Consider the following 16,881-nt stretch of genomic DNA (forward strand, 5'->3'; position numbering starts at 1 on the left):
AGGGGGAATCACGGTACGGTCACGTGCCCCGCGCGGCTGGCCGAGCCGTTGAGGCGGTAGCGTCAGGAGGCGTGGAAGGGAATCGGGCGCACGTGGTCATCGTCGGCGCGGGGATCTCCGGCCTCGCCGCCGCGTGGTATCTCCGCCAGAGTGCGGGCGATCGCGTCAGGGTGACGGTCCTGGAGGGCTCGCCGCGCATCGGCGGGAAGCTGTACGCCTCGGAGGTCGCCGGGGTGAGCGTCGACGCGGGCGCGGAGTCCATGCTGGCCAGGCGGCCCGAGGGCAAGGAGCTGGCCAGGGCCGTGGGCCTCGGCGACGACCTGGTCTTCCCCGGCACGCTGAGCTCGGCCGTCTACAGCAGGGGAGAGCTGCGCCACCTGCCCAAGGGGCAGATCATGGGCGTGCCGTCCGACCTGACCGAGCTGGCCAAGTCCGGCATCGTGTCGCCGGGCGGCCTGCTGCGCGTGCCGCTCGACCAGATCCTGCCGCCGACCCTCGTCCGCACCGACGTGTCCGTCGCCGCCTACATCCGCGCCAGGATGGGCGGCGAGATCGTGGACCGGCTGGTCGAGCCGCTGCTCGGCGGCGTCTACGCGGGCCGGGCCGACATGTTGTCGCTGGAGGCCACGATGCCGCGGGTGGCGGCGGTGGCCCGTTCCGAGCGCTCCCTGCTGAGCGCGGCCAGGCACCTGGCCGCGGAGACGCCCAAGGACGCGGGGCCGGTCTTCACCTCGCTGCGCGGCGGCGTCGGCGCCCTGCCCGAGGCCGTCGCCAAGGCGTCGGAGGCGGACGTCAGGACCGGCGTCACCGTCCGCGAGCTGCACCGCACCGAGACCGGCTGGCGGCTGGTCACCGGCCCCGTGCCGCGTCCCGAGGTGATCGAGGCCGACGCGGTGATCCTGGCCACGCCGGGGCCCGCCGCCGGCCGGCTGCTCAAGTCCGAGGTGCCGAAGGCCGCCGCCGAGCTGGCCCGGATCCAGTACGCGAGCATGGCCGTCGTCACGCTGGCCTACCCGATGGACGCCTTCCCCGAGCAGCCCGGCACCAGCGGCTACCTCGTGCCGCCGGTGGAGCGGCGGCCGGTCAAGGCGGTCACGTTCAGCTCGGTGAAGTGGCCCCACCTGACCAAGGACCTGGTGATCCTGCGCTGCTCCGTCGGCCGGATCGGCGAGGAGCACCTGCTCCAGCGCGAGGACGCCGAGCTGGTGTCGCTGGCCACGGCCGAGATGGGCGACGTCATGGGCGTGCGCGGGCTGCCGCTCGACACGCGGGTGACGCGGTGGGGCGGCGGACTGCCGCAGTACAACGTGGGCCACCTCGACCGGGTGGCCCGGGTGCGCGCCGCGGTGTCGGTCGAGCCGGGCCTGGCGGTGTGCGGGGCGGCCTACGACGGCATCGGCATCCCCGCCTGCGTCGGCACCGCCCGCACGGCCGCCGCCCGGATTCTGGACCACCTCACCAGGCGAGGAGAATAGTCACCATGACAGAGGGCGCTCCGCGGCCGAAGGCCCGCGATCTCAACCAGGTGATCCGTTACACGATGTGGTCGGTCTTCCAGGTGACCGAGCCGTGTCCTGGCGACCGCGACGGGCTCGCGGCCGAGGTCCAGGAGCTGCTCGACCAGGCCGCCGGCAAGGACGTCGTGACCAGGGGGGTCTACGACGTGGCCGGGCTGCGGGCCGACGCCGACTTCATGTTCTGGTGGCACGCGCCCACGCCCGAGGATCTCCAGGACGTGTACTCCCGCTTCCGCCGCACCCGGCTGGGCCGCAACACCAGGCCCGTGTGGTCGGCGATGGCGCTGCACCGGCCGGCCGAGTTCAACAAGTCGCACATCCCGGCCTTCCTCGCCGAGGAGGAGCCGCGGGCGTACGTGAGCGTCTACCCGTTCGTGCGCTCCTACGAGTGGTACCTGCTGGAGGACTCCGAGCGCCGGGCCATGCTCGCCGAGCACGGCAGGATGGCGCGCGACTACCCCGACGTGCGGGCCAACACGGTGGCGTGCTTCTCGCTCAACGACTACGAGTGGATGCTGGCGTTCGAGGCCGACGAGCTGCACCGGATCGTCGACCTCATGCGTACGTTGCGGGGCGCGCAGGCCCGCCGCCACACCCGTGTCGAGATCCCGTTCTACACCGGGGCGCGCAAGCCGCTGCAGGAGCTCGTCGCCGCTCTTCCGTAACCTCCGCGTCCGAAGGCGCCCGTCCGCTCGTCCGGCCGGGCGCCTTCGTGCTTCCTTCTGCGCCATCGGGCTGCCTGGCGCGGCCGGCGGTGGTCTCCTTGAGTCATGGGCGCGGTGGGGGATCGCGCTTTCGGGGGCGGGCCGATGTGAACGTTCCAAGGCGGCCGGGCGTCTAGGGAACGGGCCTATTGCGGGGAGGTCGGTCGGGGTGGAGGAGACCGGAGGACGAGGCCGCCGTCGGCACGCGGCCGGACGCCATGCCGCGGGACACCGCCCCCGGCACGCCCGGCGCCGTACGGGGAGCGGCGGGGCGGCGACGGGCGAGGGGCGGCAGGCTCCGGACGACGGCGGGCCGGGAACGGGACGTCGGGCCCTGGAGGACGGCGGGGCGGGAACGGGGCCGCTGGTCATCGGGAGCGGGCCGGGAGCGGCCGGGTCGCGGCGCTCTCCGGTGCGCGAAGGAGAGGCGGGCGCGCGTGCGGGCGGGCGTGCGGGTGCGAGGGAGCGCCGGTCGGCATGGCGGAGGGGCCGGTCGGCGGTGCGGAGGGGCCGGTCGGCAGTGTGGAGGGGCCGGTCGGCATGGCGGAGGGGCCGGTCGGCGGTGCGGAGGGGCCGGTTGGCGGCGGTGGTGCTGGTGCTGGCCGGTGGGGTGGTCGCGGTGCTCGGCGCGTACGGCGGGATCGGGCCGGGCGCGCTGCTCGGAGGAGCGCAGTCGGGTGCCGGTGCCGCGGGCACGCACGGCGGCGAGGGGCACGACGGGGGCGGCCCGGCCTCCGCAGGTGTGAAGGGCGGGACGGGCGCGACCGGTCCTGGTGGGCCGGCGGCGGCTTCGGGCGGGGACGGCGGGACCGCGGGGACCGAGGGGATCGGCACGGGGGCGAGCACGGGGGCGAGCACGGGGGCGAGCGCGGAGGCGAGCGCGGAGGCGCGGATGCGGGAGGCGCAGCGCTCGCAGGCGCCGGACCCGGCGGCCACCTCCGGTCAGCCAGGAGGGCCCCGCCCGGGGATGGTGTCCGGCACCACGGCCCCGGAGGACGTGCTGGCGGGCGGCCCCGACCCCGGGGACGGTGACGACTACCGGGCCGACGGCCCTTCACGGCACACGGATCACCAGGCGGCGGAGTACTTCCGTACGAACTGGGGCCCGGACGACAAGGCCATGAAACGACTCAAGGACGTCCGCAGCGTCGGTGGATATTTGCGCATTTATACGGACCTGCCGGAAACGGCGGACAACTCGCTGACCGCGATCATCCTGTGCGAACGCGGCCTCGCCTACCTCCGCAGCCGTGGGGTCGAGGATCCGGTGGTGTTCGTGCAGGCCGAGTTCGGCGGAAACGGGAACCCGGTGCTCGCCAACATCCTCGGCCCCGCCGACCGGAGCTGCCGCGTCACCCACCCGGCCCCGGGCTGAGCGGCGGGGTCCGGGTCAGCGGACTCGGACCCGCGTTTTCGCGCACACCTCGCACCGTTGGGTGACGACGCGCCCGATGGACTCGATGGTCACCCACCGGTGTCGAAGGTGGACAAAGCGCACGCGGCACTCGTACCCGTGGAAGGCGATCGATACGCCGCGTCGCTGCTTGATCACCCCTTGGGTTCGAGCCGCAGGGAGATCGAGTTGATGCAGTAGCGGTCGTCCGTCGGCGTCGGATAACCCTCGCCGTGGAACACGTGCCCCAGGTGCGAGTCGCACCGGGCACACCGCACCTCGGTCCGGACCATGCCGTGGCTGTGGTCCTCGATCAGCCGCACCGCGTCGGTCTCGGACGGCTCGAAGAAGCTCGGCCACCCGCAGTGCGACTCGAACTTCGTGTCAGACCGGAACAACTCGGCCCCGCAGGCGCGGCACGAGTACACGCCCTCGGTCTTGGTGTCGACGTACTCCCCCGTGAACGGGCGCTCGGTCCCGGCCTTCCTGAGGACGTGGAACTCCTCTGGCGACAGCTGGGCCCGCCAGTCGGCCTCGCTCTTGACCACCTTGTCCATACGTCCAGCGTACGAGATCGTGCAAAAAGAGATCTCCGCAGGGTGAAGCATCTGTTCTGGGGTGAATTTGCGTCTTTGTAGGCAAGGGGGTGTCATCGCCTCCTTGCCAAGGGGTGATCATCCGCAGATCCCGCTGAGCGGCACAGCCCACGCCCGTGCTGGCGCCGCTGGGGATCGCCACGGCCGGCCGGGTGGCGCGCCAGCGCCCGGAACGGCGGCGGATGGTCTCGCGGCCCGTCTCGTCGAGCCCTCGGTCCCGCCACCGAGGAGGCTCCGGGACGGGCCCACCCCGCTTGGAGTAGGTTCGGGGACATGGCATCGCCGTACATAGAGCTCGAGGTGGGGGAGCGGACCGTCAAGGTCACCAACCCCGACAAGGTCTACTTTCCTGAGATCGGCGCCACCAAGCGGGAACTGGTCGAGTACTACGTGAGCGTCGGCGAGGGGGCGCTGCGCGCGCTCAAGGACCGGCCGACGAACATCAAGCGCCACCCCGACGGCGTGCAGACGGAGGCGATCTACCAGAAGCGCATGCCGCCCAAGCACCCCGACTGGCTGGAATCGGTCACCGTGACCTTCCCCAGCGGGCGCACCGCGCAGTCGCTGCGCGTCACCGAGGTGGCGGCCATCGCCTACTGCGCCAACCTCGGCACCATCGACTTCCACCCCTGGCAGGTGCGGGCCGGCGACGTCGAGCACCCCGACGAGCTGCGCATCGACCTGGACCCGCAGCCGGGCCTGGAGTTCGACGCCGCGCGCAGGGCCGCGTTCCTGACCAGGGAGGTGCTCGGCGAGCTGGGCATGGAGGGTTTCGTGAAGACCTCCGGCAACCGCGGCGCGCACATCGCCGTCCGCATCGAGCCGCGCTGGGACTTCATCCAGGTACGCCACGCCGGCATCGCCCTGGCCAGGGCCGTCGAGGCCCGCGACCCGAGCCTGGTGACCACGGCCTGGTGGAAGGAGGAGCGGGGCGAGCGGGTGTTCATCGACTACAACCAGAACGCCAGAGACCGCACCGTGGCCAGCGCCTACTCGGTGCGCGCCCAGCCGCACGCCCCCGTCTCGACGCCCGTGACCTGGGACGAGCTCGCCGACGCCGACCCGCGCGACTTCGACATCCGCACGGTGCCCGCCCGCTTCGCGAAGCTGGGCGACGCGCACGCGGCCATCGACGACCGGGCGTACTCGATCGAGGCCCTCCTCGACCTGTACGCCGAGGACGAGCGGGGCGATCTGCCCTATCCGCCGAACTATCCGAAGATGCCCGGCGAGCCCAAGCGCGTCCAGCCGAGCAAGGCCCGGTCCGACACGTAACGGCTGCCCGCCCGCTCGCTCAGGTCGGCCCCGTGCTCGATCCCGTGCTCGATTTTGTGCTCGATTTTGTGCTCGATTCCGTGCTGGACGCCGGGCTCGGCTCCGGCTTCGACTCCGGAAGGGGCGACGGCACGGGCGGCGTCGGCGAGACGAGCATCGTCACCGCGAGCTCCGGAGCCACGGGGCGCGGCATGGGGATGATCCGGGGCCGCTCGGTCAGTGAGGTCGTGCCGTCGCAGCCGATCGCCGCCACGCCCACGATCACCAGTGCGGCCGCGGCCGGCCTGAGCGCATGCTTCATGGAGATGACCGCCCGCCTTCGACGATGGTCACGATGCGAAACGATTTCGTCGCAGATCGTAGTGCACCGGTGGTCTGCCCGAAGCCGAAACGGCGGTTCCGCCAACGCGCGCGCCGCCCCGAGGTCGCCCGGCCCCGCGCGGCGAGGAGGTGGCGCGGCCTGGCTCAGTGGCGTACCAGGTGGTGCGGCGCGAGCTCGCGCGTCTCGCCCCGCTCCAGGTAGACGACCCGATCGGCGAGCCCGGCCTGCTCGATGTGGTGGCGGAAGTCGTCCAGCGGCGAGCTGAAGACGGAGTAGTCGTCGTAGTGGACCGGCACCACCGTGTGCGGGTTGATCAGGTCCACCCACGCGGCGCCCTGCTCGCCGTCCATGGTCACGAGCATGGTGCCGAGCAGCTTGGTGCCGCCCAGGTGCACGATGGCCAGGTCGATGTCGGGAAAGCGGCGCGGGATGGAGTCCAGGCGGCGGTCGAGCAGCGTGTCACCGCTGATGTGCATGCGCAGCTCGACCCGTTCGTCCTGGTTGCAGAACTCCACCATCGTGCCGATCACCGGCGGCAGCAGCGCCTCGGCCGCGCCCGGCGCGTGCTTGGCGGGCAGCGCGGTGATCCGCACGGTGCCCCCGGGGCCGCGCAGCTCGTGCTGCTGCCAGTTCTCCAGCCCCACGCTCCTGCGGAAGCCGCGGCGGCGCAGCCGGCCGGCCGCCGCGGTGGTCGTGACGACGGGCGTCGCCTTGTCCAGGCCCCGCTGCGCCACCCTGTCCCAGTGGTCGCCGTGCAGGTGGGACAGCAGCACCGCGTCCAGCGGCGGCAGGTCCCCGATCTCCACGGCCGGGTCGGTGAGGCGCCGCGACGACAGGCCGTACCCGAGGTACGCCCGCTGCCCCCGGTGCAGGAAGTTGGGGTCCGTCAGCAGCGTGAAGCCGTTGTAACGGATCAGCGTGGTGGCGTTCCCGATGAACTGCAGGCTTCCCTTCACGTGACTTCACTCCGGATGTTGAGGTCGCTGGGCCGGGGGCACGCCGCCGCCCTTGCCGCCGCCCTTGCGGCCCTTGTCCGTGCCGTGTGAGCGGCCGGAACGCTTCTTCGTCTCCCTGACGGCGTCCGCGGACTTGGAGTCGGTGCTGGCCTTGCCTGACCTGCGCAGCTCTGGCTGTTGTGGATTGCTCATGGCGTTTTGTCCCCCTTTGTGGGGTATCTCCTGCCACGCCGCGCCAGAGCCAAACCCTCCGTGTCTGGACGGTTTCACTTCGGTCACATTACTTGACTGCCGGTCTAATAGTTCGCAAGGCTCACTTATGCATCGGGGGGCGACAACCGGAGTCTGGAGCCTTCTCATGGCAAGAGCGCGACGTCTCGCGGCGGCTGGAGCGGCGACCGCCTTCGTGGTGGCCGGGACGAGCCTGGCGGCCGGCCTCGCCGGCCCCGCCTGGGCCGGCACCGATCCCCAGGTCCCCGGCGCGGAGTCCACCTGCATGGTGCACCTGCCGCTGCTCTGCGACGAGCCCGCGGACGAATCCTGGTCGGGTGACGCCGAACCCGGCGATTCGTGGTCGAGCGCTCCCGGGCACTCCGAGGCGCCCCAGCCCCACGACTCGTGGTCGAACGCCCCCGAGCCCCACGAGTCCGGGCCGGACGCTCCCAAGCCCAACGAGTCCTGGTCGAACGCCCCCGTGCCCACCGATTCCTGGCCTGCCGGGGCCGAGCCTCCGTGGCGGCCGGCGGGAGAGGACGAGCACCGGGTGCCCGAGGGCCATCCGGAGACGGGAGGCGGCGGGCTCGCGGCCGGCGGGCCGTTGTGGCCGTTCGCGGTGGGCGGGGTGGCGCTGCTCACCGGCGCGGGCCTGACCGGCTTCGCGGTACGGCGCCGCAGGGATGTCGTCTGACCTGCCCCCGCCCCCGCGAACGCCGGGAAACCGGCTCGTGCTGGGCGGGGCGGCGGCCGTGTCGATGGCGGGCGTGCTGCTGATCGTGCTCGGCGTCGGCGGCGCGCTCGGTGGAGGCGGCGACACGGCCCCCGCCCCGGCCGCCCGGCAGCCCGGCGCCACCGCCGCGCCGCTCAAGGAGCTGGCCGGCATCTCGCCGTCCAAGGTGGCCGGGCCCATGCGCGCGGCCCGCCCCACCGCCGTCTACATCCCCTCCATCGGCGTGGCCGCCCCGCTGATGGAGCTGGGACTGGACGCGAGGGGCGCCATCCAGAACCCGCCGTTCGACCCGCCGAACCTGGCCGGCTGGTACCGCTACGGCCCCGTCCCCGGCCAGCGCGGCGCCGCCGTGATCACCGGCCACCTGGACACGCGGACGGGCCCCGCCGTCTTCGCCCGGCTCAAGGACGTCAAGCGCGGCGCCCAGGTGCAGGTGCTGCGGGCCGACCGCTCGGTGGCCGTCTTCGTCGTCGAAAAGGTCGAGCACACCCCGAAGCGGCGCTTCCCCGCCGAGAAGGTATACGGCGAGCTCCGCTACCCGGGGCTGCGGCTGGTGACCTGCGGCGGCGCGTTCGACCGGCAGGCGCACAGCTACGAGGACAACACGATCGTGTACGCCCACCTCGCGGCCCCGTACCGTCCCGGGCGCTGATCACGGATCCCGGGGGAGGCCGAGCGCGCGCTCGGCGATGATGTTGAGCTGCACCTCCGTCGTGCCACCGCCGATCGTGAACGCCCGGGTGCCGAGGATCATGCGGCTCCAGTACCGGTCCGACGGGTCCAGCGACCAGCAGAACTCCGAGATCGCCTGCGCGTGCCGCATGCCGAGCAGCTTGCGCACGCTCGGGGCCGCGCCCGGGTCGGCGCCGGCGAGCTGCGACAGCGTCACCCGCAGCCCGAGCGCCGAGATGGCCTGGCCCTCGGCCCACAGGCGGCCCGCCTGCTCGCGTTGCGCCTGCCTGAGCGGGGGCAGCCGGGCGATGTGCCGGGCCATGTCGGTGTGCCGCGACCCGGGGCCCCAGGAGTCGCCGAGCGCGACCCGCTCGTGGGAGAGCGTGTCGCGGGCCACCCGCCAGCCCTCGTTCACCGCGCCGACGACCAGGTCGTCCGGCACGAACACGTCGTCGAGGAACACCTCGTTGAAGATCTCGTCCCCGTTGATCTCCTTGAGCGGCCTGACGGTGACGCCCGGGGACGACATGTCCACCAGGAAGTAGGAGATGCCGTCGTGCTTGGGCCTGTCCGGGGAGGTGCGGGCCAGGCAGATGCCCCAGTGGGCGTACTGCGCCAGGGACGTCCAGATCTTCTGGCCGGTCAGCGACCAGCCTCCCTCCACCCGTGCGGCCTTGGTCGTCAGCCCGGCCAGGTCCGACCCCGCGCCGGGCTCGCTGAAGAGCTGGCACCAGACGATCTCGCCGGCGAACGTTCCGGGCAGGAAACGTTCCTGCTGCTCGCGGGTGCCGTAACGGACGATGGACGGGACCGCCCACGCCGCGATGCCCAGGTTGGGGCGGCCGAGGTCGCGGAACTCCTGATGGATGATCACCTGCTCCAGCGGAGTGGCGGACCGGCCCCAGGGGCGGGGGAGATGCGGCATGATCCAGCCCTCCCGCGCGAGCCGGGCCCGCCTGGCCGCCTGCTCCCCGGCTCGCAGCGACTCGGCCTGCGCCCTGATGGCGTCCCTGACAGGGGCGGCCTCCGCCGGCAGGTCAGGCTCCATCCGCCGCCGGACCCCCGCCACCGCCATCCGCGCCGCCTCCTCGGCCCACGGGCCCGGGTCGCCGGCCAGCATGCGGCCGGACAGGGCGCGGCGGTAGTAGCGGTGGGCGTCGTGCTCGAAGGTGTAGCCGATGCCGCCGAGCACCTGGATCGCGTCGGCCGTGCAGCGGACGGCGGCGTCCGGCGCGAGCACGGCCGCCACGCTCACGGCCAGCCGCACCTCCTCGCCAAGCCCCTCACCCGCCGCCCCCGGCTCCGTAACCGCCCCCGGCTCCGACAAGGCCTCCGGCTTCGTGACCGCCCCGGGCTCCGCAGCCGTCCCCGGGGCCGCTCCAGCGGCCGGCTCCGTGCCGGAAGCCGGGCCGCGTGTCTCGTCCAGGGCTCTGGCGGCGTCCCAAACGGCGGCCCGCGCCTGCTCCAAGGCCACCAGAGCGCCCGCCACCCGGTGCTTGACCCCCTGGAACTGCCCGATCGGCCGCCCGAACTGCTCGCGTACCTTGGCGTGCCCGGCCGCCGTCGCCACGGCCCAGGCCGCGACCCCGCACGCGTCCGCGCCGAGCAGCACGGCGGCGAGCTCGCGTACGGGCGCCCCGCCGAGCACCCGGCCGGCGGGGACGGCGCGGGCGGTGACAGCGCAGAGCGGCCGGTCCGGATCGACCCCCTCCAGGGGGCCGGCGGTGACGTCGCCCCGATCGAGCACCGCCCACCCGCCGTCACCGGCCGGCACGACGAACAGCTCGGCCTGCGCCGACCCGATCGCGCAGCCGGGCAGCAGCGCCACGGCGGCGGTCAGCGAGCCGCCGGCGAGCCCGCGCAGCAGCTCCAGCCTGGTGCCCGCGGGCAGCTCCGCGCCGTACGCGCCGAGCACCGCCGAGGCCAGCACGGTCGGCAGGTACGCCCCGCGGATCCGCCGCTCGCCCAGCGCCTCGACCGCCACGCAGAGCTCCAGCAGCCCGAACCCCTGCCCGCCGCACTCCTCCGGCAGATGCAGCCCCAGCAGCCCCTGCGCCGCCAGTGCCGCGTGATCGGCGCCCCGCCCGGCCACCCCGTGGACGGAGGCCGCCAGCGCCACGTGCTCCTCGGTCAACCCGATGCCCATGGGCCGACCCTAGAACTTCGTTCGGTCGATGGCCACCGGAAAATGGTTGGCGATCGGCCAGCGTGTCCCGTTACGCTCGCTTGCGTCCGTTCGGTGGAGAGATCCGGGCCTGTCGCGCCCGTCAAGGAGGGGGATTTATGCCTGGCACCGCGCCCTGCGCGCCTCGCTGTGTCATCGGCGGATCCTGCCCCTAACGACCACCCGCCGCATCAAGAGCATGCCCGCGAGGCACGCCAGGGCTTCCTTGCTGTCCTGAGATCCACCATTCCGGCAAGGAGTACCCAGGTTGTCTGCCAACGGCAAATCCCGTTCCATCGCGAGCACCGAGACCTTCCAGTGCGTACGCTGCGGCCTCACGGTCACCGCGCACGCGCCGGACGGTGTTCGCCGCAACCACTGTCCGAGCTGCCTGCATTCGCTGCATCTGCCCGACGAGTGCAGGTCACGAATGATCCCCATCTCGATCGCCGTCCTGCGCACCGGCGAGTGGATGATCATCCATCGCTGCACCCGGTGCGGTGCGCTCACGTCCAACCCCATCTGCGGGGACGACAACCAGCTCATCCTCATGCGCATGGCCGTACGGCCGCTGGCGCAGCCGCCGTTCCCGCTCGAGGCGTTCGGTGATCTGTGACATGCCCAGGAGGAACCCGGGCCGGGAACGGCCGCAACGGCGCAAGAAGGCCCATCACGGCGAGCCCGGCGACGCGTTCCGCTGCGTCGGGTGCCGCATGGACGTGCCGATGATCGCGCCGGGCACCGCGCACCGCAACCACTGCCCGCACTGCCTGACCAGCCTGCACGTCGACCACCGTGTCCCGGGGGATCGGCGGGCGGGCTGCCGGGGCCGGATGGCGGCGCTGAGCGTCACCGTCCGGCGCGACGGGGAGTGGCTGATCATCCACTGCTGCCAGTCGTGCGGCGGGCTCAGCGCCAACCGCATCGCGGGCGACGACAACGCGCTGGCGCTGCTCCGCATCGCCATCCGCCCCCTGTCGGACTCCCGCCTCCCGGTCAGCACCCTGCTGGCCCTGTGACACCGCCCGCCGGGGCCGCCGTACGCGGTTCCGGCGGCGGGACGGCGGGTCCGCCGCACGCGGCCCCGGCGGCGGGACGCCGGGGCCCTCGCTCCCGCCCGCCGGTGCTCGCTTTTCCGTCGTGCGCGGTCCCGGCGGGGGCTAGGCTGGTCCCGTGACGAAGGAATTCGAACTCACGATCGGTGACGGCCGGATCCTGCACGTCTACGACACGGCTCCGGGGGCCACCGACCGCCTGCCGGTCCTGTGGCACCACGGCACCCCCAACCTCGGCGCGCCGCCCGAGCCTCTCTTCGACGACCGGCTCGGCCTGCGCTGGATCTCCTACGACCGCCCGGGCTACGGCGGCTCCACCCCCGAGCCGGGCCGCACCCTGGCGTCGGCGGCCGGTTACGCGAGCCACGTCGCCGGCGCCCTCGGCCTCGGCCGCTTCGCCGTCATGGGCCATTCCGGCGGCGCCTCCCACGCCCTGGCCTGCGCGGCCCTGCTGGGTGAGCGCGTGCTGGCCGTGGCCGGCGTGTCCGGCCTGGCGCCCTGCGCGGCGGCGCCCGTGCCGCAGGACGTGACGGGGGAGGCGGCGCGCGGTCAGGCCGGTCGGGCGGCGCGCGCGGCGGACGACTTCGACTGGTTCGCGGGCATGGCGCCTTCCTGCGAGGCCTCCCTGCGCGCCGCCGCCCAGGGGCGGGCGGCCAAGGAACGTCACGAGGCCGCGGCCGGGTACGACCCGGAGATGTTCACCCCCGAAGACCATGCGGCGTTCGAGGGGAAGTGGTCCTGGTTCGACAGCGTGGTCGGCCCCGCCGTGGCGGCGGGGCCCGGCGGGCTCATCGCCGACGACCTGGCCTACGTGAGCCCGTGGGGCTGCGACGTTGCCGCCGTGACGGCCCCGATCCTGCTCGTCCACGGTGACAGGGATCGCGTGGTGCCCGTCGGCCATGCCGGCCGGCTGGCCCGCCTCTGCCCCACGGCCGAGCTCCGCCTGTCGCCCGGTGACGGTCACATCTCGGTGCTGCCCTCGTCCGGCACGGCGGCCGTGGAGTGGCTGGCGGCCGAAGGCCGCCGCCGCATGGGTTGGCCGCCGCCCGGTCGCGGCCGAGGGTTCAGTCGCCGAAGTCCAGGTGCAGGGCCCGGGTGAAGTCGGCGATGGCCTCCTCGTGCCGATCCAGCTCCTGCAGGATCTCCCCGCGCGCCCGGAACGCCCACACGTACTCCGGATCCAGCTCGATCGCCGCGTCCAGGTCCTTCAACGCCGCCTCGTTGTCCCCCAGCTCGCTCAGCACCGCCCCCCGGCTCCCGAGCGCCCGGTCGTTCCCGGGTTCGAGCTCCAGCGCCCGGTTCAGGTCCGTCAGCGCCTCCTCGTAGCGGTCCATCATCCGCAACGCCTCCCCCCGCCGGCTCAGCGCGCGCACGTAGTCGGGGTCCGCCTCCAGCGCCTTGGAGTAGTCGTCTACGGCCTCGGTGTAGAGCTGCATCCGCTGGTACAGGTCGCCCCGGGCCACCCACGAGTACGCGAGCCCCTCGTTCAAAGAAATGATCTTGGAGTGCTCGCCCAGCGCCTCGTCCAGCCGGTCCAGGTCCACCAGGGCGTCCGCCTTCGCCTCCAGGATCCACAACGAGTCGGGCGCGAGGGTGAGCGCGTGCTCGAAGTCGTCCATGGCCTCGTCCAGGCGGCCCATCGCGGCGTAGGTCTGGCCGCGCGAGCCCAGGGCGTAGGCGCTGTCGGGCTCCAGCCGCAGCGCCTCGCCGAAGTCCTCCAGCGCGGCCTCGTGCCGCTCGATCACCCGGTGGCTCTCCCCGCGCAGCCGCCAGGCGCGGGCGTTGTCCGGCGCCAGCGCGATCGCCTCCGTCAGGTCCGCGATCGCGGCGTCGTGCCGCGAGAGTGCGATGTACGACTCGGCCCGGCTGCGCAGCACCGAGGCCCGGGATTGGGCGGCCGCCTCGGACAGCCCGGAATGGTCCTTGATCCCCTCGCTCATGAGGGGTAAATCTATCCAACTAGATCTGGATAATGGCGGCCTTTTCGCGGGTGTACTCCAGGACCGAATCGTGGCCGTACCCGCTGTCCTTGACCCCGCCGAACGGCAGCCCCGGCGGCATCTGCCTGAAGGTGTTCACCCACACCGTACCGCTGCGCAGATCCCGGACGAGCCGGTGCGCCCGCCCCAGGTCGCGCGTCCACACCCCGGCGGCCAGCCCGTAGGGCGAGTCGTTCGCGATCGCCACCGCCTCCTCCTCCGCCGAGAACGGGATGGCCACCGCGACCGGCCCGAAGATCTCCTCCTGGCACACGCGCAGCGCGTTGTCCTCGGTCGCGTACAGCGTGGGCGCCACCCAGTAGCCCCCGGGCAGGGCGGGCACCACGTCCGCGCCGGTCCGCGCGCCGAAGACGAGCCGCGCGCCCTCCTTCTCGGCCAGCTCCAGGTACGACGTGACCCGCTCGTACTGGCCGGCCGACACGATCGGCCCCATCGTCGTCGCCAGGTCGAGCGGGTCCCCGAGGACCAGCCCGGCGCAGGCCCGCTCGATGCGCCCGAGCATCTCGTCCCAGATCGAGCGGTGGATGAGGATGCGCGAGCCGGCCACGCACACCTGCCCGGCGTTGCCCGTGTAGACGGAGTTCACGGTGACGCCCTGGGTGGCGGCGTCCAGGTCGGCGTCCGGGAAGACGATGTTGGGCGACTTGCCGCCCAGCTCGAACGTCATCGGCTTGAGCGCGTCCGCCGAGGCCCGCGTGATGGCCTGGCCGGTGGCGGTCGAGCCGGTGAGGCTGATCTTGGCGACGCCGGGGTGCCGTACGAGGGCGTCGCCGACCTCCTCACCCAGGCCGCTGACGATGTTCAGCACCCCGGGCGGGAGCACCTCCGCCAGCAACTCGCCCAGCCGCAGCACGGACGCGCTCGCCTGCTCGGCCGGCTTGACGATCACCGTGTTGCCGGCCGCCAGCGCGTACGCGGCCTTGGCGGAGAAGGTCGAGATGGGGGAGTTCCACGGGATGATGCAGACCGCCACCCCGTACGGCTCGCGCCGCGTCAGCCCCAGCGCGTCCGGCCCGAGCAGCACGGTGTCGCCCTTGACCGCGTCGAGGCACTGACCGGCGGCGAGCTGCCACAGGTGCGCCATGCCCGGCAGGTCCCGTTTGAGGGTGTCGCGCAGGATGCGGCCGTTGTCGCGCGTCTCCAGCCGGGCCAGTTCCTCGGCGTGCCGGCCGAACACCTCCGAGACCTTGCGCAGGTAGTGCGCCCTGGCCAGGGCGGGCAGCGCCGACCAGGCGGGGAAGGCGCGCCCGGCCGCCTCGACGGCCGCCTCGGCCTCCGCGGCGCCGCCGGCCGGGATCGTGGCCCACGCCTCGCCCGTGGCCGGGTTGACCGTGTCCATCGTGCGGGTGGCGGGGAGCAGCTCGCCGCCGATGAGGTTGCGGAACTCAGGCATGAAACCAAGCATATGCTTGCTCAACTCGCCCGGCCAGTCCAAAGATCATGTAAAGCGCCCGGATTCGCGCGCATAGCCGGGAAACCCATGGGCACAAACGCACAAGGGTGGTGACTATGGCGCACAAATTGCTCGGCCGGCTGGCGTACGGCTCACGTTACGACCGGGTCCCTTGGGGCCAGAGGGTCTATGTCCGTCCAGGGGAGCGGCTCATCCGGGAGGCGCAGTGGCGCCTGCTGCTCAGGCAGGCGAAGGTCATGTCGCTGGCCGAGTACCAGCAGCTGCGGCCCCTGGGCGAGATCGAGGAGTTCCTGAGCTGCATGATGTGCGGGGAGTCCCGCCAGCAGCCCCTCTTCACCCCGACCGGCGGGAAGGGCTGGCGTTACCACGTCGTCCGCTGCCCGTCCTGCGGCTTCCTCTACCGCAATCCCAACGTGCTGCCCGAGCGGCTCGGCGACCTGTACGCCACCGGCTACAGCACCTTCCTGACCGGCAAGTACGCCGCCAACCGGCAGCGCCGCTACGACCTCACCATGAGGGCGTTCGCCCCGGTGTTCGACGAGGGCAAGGAGCGGCGGCTGCTCGACTTCGGCTCCGGGGTCGGGCTGTTCCTGGAGCTGGCCGAGCAGCGCGGGTTCGACGCCTACGGGGTGGACCTGTCGCCGGAGTCGGTCGAGCAGGCCAACCAGCGGCTCAGCCGGGCCCGCACCTTCTTCGGGGCCCCCGAGGACGTGCCCGAGATCGCGGCCGGCGGCTTCGACGTGATCACCCTGTGGTCGGTGCTCGCCCACCTGCCCAGGCCGCTGGAGGACTTCCGGCGCTTCCGCAGCCTGCTCGCGCCCGGCGGCGTGCTGCTCATCCTGACGGTGAACGCGCGCTCGCTGCTGCTCAAGGCGTACGGGCCGGCCTGGAGCGGCTTCACCAAGAACCACCTGATGTTCTACTCCTCCGAGACCGTGCGCACGCTGCTCGGCCGGTGCGGCTTCGCCGGGGTGGCCTTCGCCCCGCACTACGGCGACACCATCGAGGCCGGCACCACCAGGCTGCCCGCCGACCTGGTCAATCGGCTGCGCCGCAACGTGGAGCTGAGCGACGGCGGGAACATGATGCGCGTGCTCGCCTTCGCCGACGAGGAGGCGATCGGGCGCTGGGGCGGCGGCCCTCTCACGGTCCACCGCCTGCACGCCTGACCTCCGGCGGCCGCTCAGGCGCGCGCCGCGCCGAACGCCGAGGTGAGCTCGGCGGTGGTGGTGATGGCGTGGGCGAAGGTGGGGCCGTTCAACTCGTGCGCGGCGTGCATCATCTCGGGCAGGAACGCCGCGGTCGCGTCGCGCACCAGCGTGACGTGGTAGCCGAGCTCCATGGCGAAGCGGCCGGTGGACTCGATGCAGGTGTTGGCGAGCAGGCCGACGAGCACGACGTGCGTGACGCCGTGCTGCTTGAGCTGCATGTCGAGGTCGGTGTTGGCGAAGCCGCTCTGCGCCCAGTGCTCCCGGGCCACGACGTCGCCCGGCCGCGGCCGGAAGTCGGGGTGGAACTCCCCGCCCCAGGTCCCGCGGGCGAAGCTGTGCCGCTCCATGATGCCGCGCTGGGTGGGGTTGGGGTGGTCCCACGTCCCGTAGTCGCCCGGCTCCCAGCGCCGGTGCGGGACGAACATCACGTGGACGCCGGCCTCGCGGGCCGACGCGATCACGGACCGGAGGTGGTCGAGCAGCCCGACCTGCGTGGCCACGGCCTCCACCCGCGGCCAGATCCTGCCGCCTTCCGACAGGAAGTCGTTGTAGGGGTCCACCAGCAGGACGGCCGTCCGGCGAGGGTCATAGGTCTGGGACAAGGCGTCCACTCCGATCCACGAGCGGGTTCCGCGAGGCCCGTCCAGCATCGCGGA

At 72.9% G+C, this 16,881-nt stretch carries 18 protein-coding genes; 10 read left to right on the top strand and 8 right to left on the bottom strand.

All coding sequences use genetic code 11. The features are described from left to right. Positions 1-71: 71 nt before the first annotated feature. The 3 genes from hemG to HD597_RS06495 all read left to right on the top strand — a co-directional run bounded on the left by hemG (position 72) and on the right by HD597_RS06495 (position 3,596). On the top strand, positions 72-1,475 hold the full coding sequence (hemG, locus tag HD597_RS06485) for a protoporphyrinogen oxidase (RefSeq protein WP_253740811.1): 1,404 nt from the start codon (positions 72-74) through the stop codon (positions 1,473-1,475). Positions 1,476-1,480: 5 nt separating this feature from the next. Continuing rightward, on the top strand, positions 1,481-2,182 hold the full coding sequence (gene hemQ / locus HD597_RS06490) for a hydrogen peroxide-dependent heme synthase (RefSeq protein WP_253740812.1): 702 nt from the start codon (positions 1,481-1,483) through the stop codon (positions 2,180-2,182). A gap of 616 nt (positions 2,183-2,798) precedes the next feature. Then, positions 2,799-3,596, top strand: coding sequence for a hypothetical protein (locus HD597_RS06495; protein WP_253759997.1), 798 nt, complete (start codon positions 2,799-2,801; stop codon positions 3,594-3,596). Between the two features lie 173 nt (positions 3,597-3,769). Here HD597_RS06495 and msrB read toward each other — a convergent pair whose 3' ends face one another. Next, positions 3,770-4,171 (bottom strand): peptide-methionine (R)-S-oxide reductase MsrB, encoded by a 402-nt coding sequence (gene msrB, locus HD597_RS06500; protein WP_253740813.1) that lies wholly within the window; start codon positions 4,169-4,171, stop codon positions 3,770-3,772. Positions 4,172-4,483: 312 nt separating this feature from the next. Between msrB and ligD the strand changes: the two genes are divergently transcribed. After that, positions 4,484-5,485 (top strand): non-homologous end-joining DNA ligase, encoded by a 1,002-nt coding sequence (ligD, locus tag HD597_RS06505; RefSeq protein WP_253740814.1) that lies wholly within the window; start codon positions 4,484-4,486, stop codon positions 5,483-5,485. Positions 5,486-5,504: 19 nt separating this feature from the next. Here the strand turns inward: ligD and HD597_RS06510 are convergent, their stop codons facing one another. The 3 genes from HD597_RS06510 to HD597_RS06520 all read right to left on the bottom strand — a co-directional run bounded on the left by HD597_RS06510 (position 5,505) and on the right by HD597_RS06520 (position 6,955). After that, on the bottom strand, positions 5,505-5,786 hold the full coding sequence (locus HD597_RS06510) for a hypothetical protein (RefSeq protein WP_253740815.1): 282 nt from the start codon (positions 5,784-5,786) through the stop codon (positions 5,505-5,507). A 164-nt stretch (positions 5,787-5,950) separates the two neighbouring features. Continuing rightward, the gene (locus tag HD597_RS06515) at positions 5,951-6,763 is read right to left on the bottom strand and encodes an MBL fold metallo-hydrolase (protein ID WP_253740816.1); all 813 of its coding nucleotides are present in this window, start codon (positions 6,761-6,763) and stop codon (positions 5,951-5,953) included. Positions 6,764-6,769: 6 nt separating this feature from the next. After that, a complete protein-coding gene (locus tag HD597_RS06520) occupies positions 6,770-6,955 on the bottom strand; it encodes a hypothetical protein (RefSeq protein ID WP_253740817.1) in 186 nt (61 codons plus the stop codon). 166 nt (positions 6,956-7,121) lie between these two features. On the opposite strand from HD597_RS06520, the gene HD597_RS06525 reads away from it, so the two are divergent. Together HD597_RS06525 and HD597_RS06530 are read left to right on the top strand one after the other, a co-directional pair. Continuing rightward, positions 7,122-7,670, top strand: coding sequence for a hypothetical protein (locus tag HD597_RS06525; RefSeq protein ID WP_253740818.1), 549 nt, complete (start codon positions 7,122-7,124; stop codon positions 7,668-7,670). After that, positions 7,660-8,361, top strand: coding sequence for a class F sortase (locus HD597_RS06530; RefSeq protein ID WP_253740819.1), 702 nt, complete (start codon positions 7,660-7,662; stop codon positions 8,359-8,361). Before HD597_RS06525 ends, HD597_RS06530 begins: the two co-directional genes overlap by 11 nt. Here the strand turns inward: HD597_RS06530 and HD597_RS06535 are convergent, their stop codons facing one another. Continuing rightward, positions 8,362-10,527 (bottom strand): acyl-CoA dehydrogenase family protein, encoded by a 2,166-nt coding sequence (locus HD597_RS06535; protein ID WP_253740820.1) that lies wholly within the window; start codon positions 10,525-10,527, stop codon positions 8,362-8,364. Positions 10,528-10,813: 286 nt separating this feature from the next. Between HD597_RS06535 and HD597_RS06540 the strand changes: the two genes are divergently transcribed. From HD597_RS06540 to HD597_RS06550, 3 genes are all read left to right on the top strand, one after another. After that, positions 10,814-11,161, top strand: coding sequence for an RNHCP domain-containing protein (locus tag HD597_RS06540; protein ID WP_253740821.1), 348 nt, complete (start codon positions 10,814-10,816; stop codon positions 11,159-11,161). Between the two features lies 1 nt (position 11,162). Continuing rightward, positions 11,163-11,564 (top strand): RNHCP domain-containing protein, encoded by a 402-nt coding sequence (locus HD597_RS06545; protein WP_253740822.1) that lies wholly within the window; start codon positions 11,163-11,165, stop codon positions 11,562-11,564. A 154-nt stretch (positions 11,565-11,718) separates the two neighbouring features. Beyond that, on the top strand, positions 11,719-12,699 hold the full coding sequence (locus tag HD597_RS06550; RefSeq protein WP_253740823.1) for an alpha/beta fold hydrolase: 981 nt from the start codon (positions 11,719-11,721) through the stop codon (positions 12,697-12,699). Here HD597_RS06550 and HD597_RS06555 read toward each other — a convergent pair. Both HD597_RS06555 and HD597_RS06560 read right to left on the bottom strand, forming a co-directional pair. After that, complete coding sequence (locus HD597_RS06555) at positions 12,665-13,540, bottom strand: tetratricopeptide repeat protein (protein WP_253740824.1); 876 nt, start codon at positions 13,538-13,540, stop codon at positions 12,665-12,667. The genes HD597_RS06550 and HD597_RS06555 overlap by 35 nt on opposite strands. A 19-nt stretch (positions 13,541-13,559) precedes the next feature. After that, a complete protein-coding gene (locus HD597_RS06560) occupies positions 13,560-14,993 on the bottom strand; it encodes an aldehyde dehydrogenase family protein (protein ID WP_253740825.1) in 1,434 nt (477 codons plus the stop codon). Positions 14,994-15,109: 116 nt separating this feature from the next. Between HD597_RS06560 and HD597_RS06565 the strand changes: the two genes are divergently transcribed. Continuing rightward, a complete protein-coding gene (locus HD597_RS06565; protein WP_253740826.1) occupies positions 15,110-16,183 on the top strand; it encodes a class I SAM-dependent methyltransferase in 1,074 nt (357 codons plus the stop codon). Between the two features lie 14 nt (positions 16,184-16,197). Here HD597_RS06565 and HD597_RS06570 read toward each other — a convergent pair whose 3' ends face one another. Next, positions 16,198-16,827, bottom strand: a complete 630-nt coding sequence (locus tag HD597_RS06570) for a cysteine hydrolase family protein (protein WP_253740827.1) — start codon at positions 16,825-16,827, stop codon at positions 16,198-16,200. Positions 16,828-16,881 lie beyond the last annotated feature (54 nt).

The sequence above is a fragment of the Nonomuraea thailandensis genome (genome assembly GCF_024172165.1).
GTDB classification, from domain to species: domain Bacteria; phylum Actinomycetota; class Actinomycetes; order Streptosporangiales; family Streptosporangiaceae; genus Nonomuraea; species Nonomuraea thailandensis.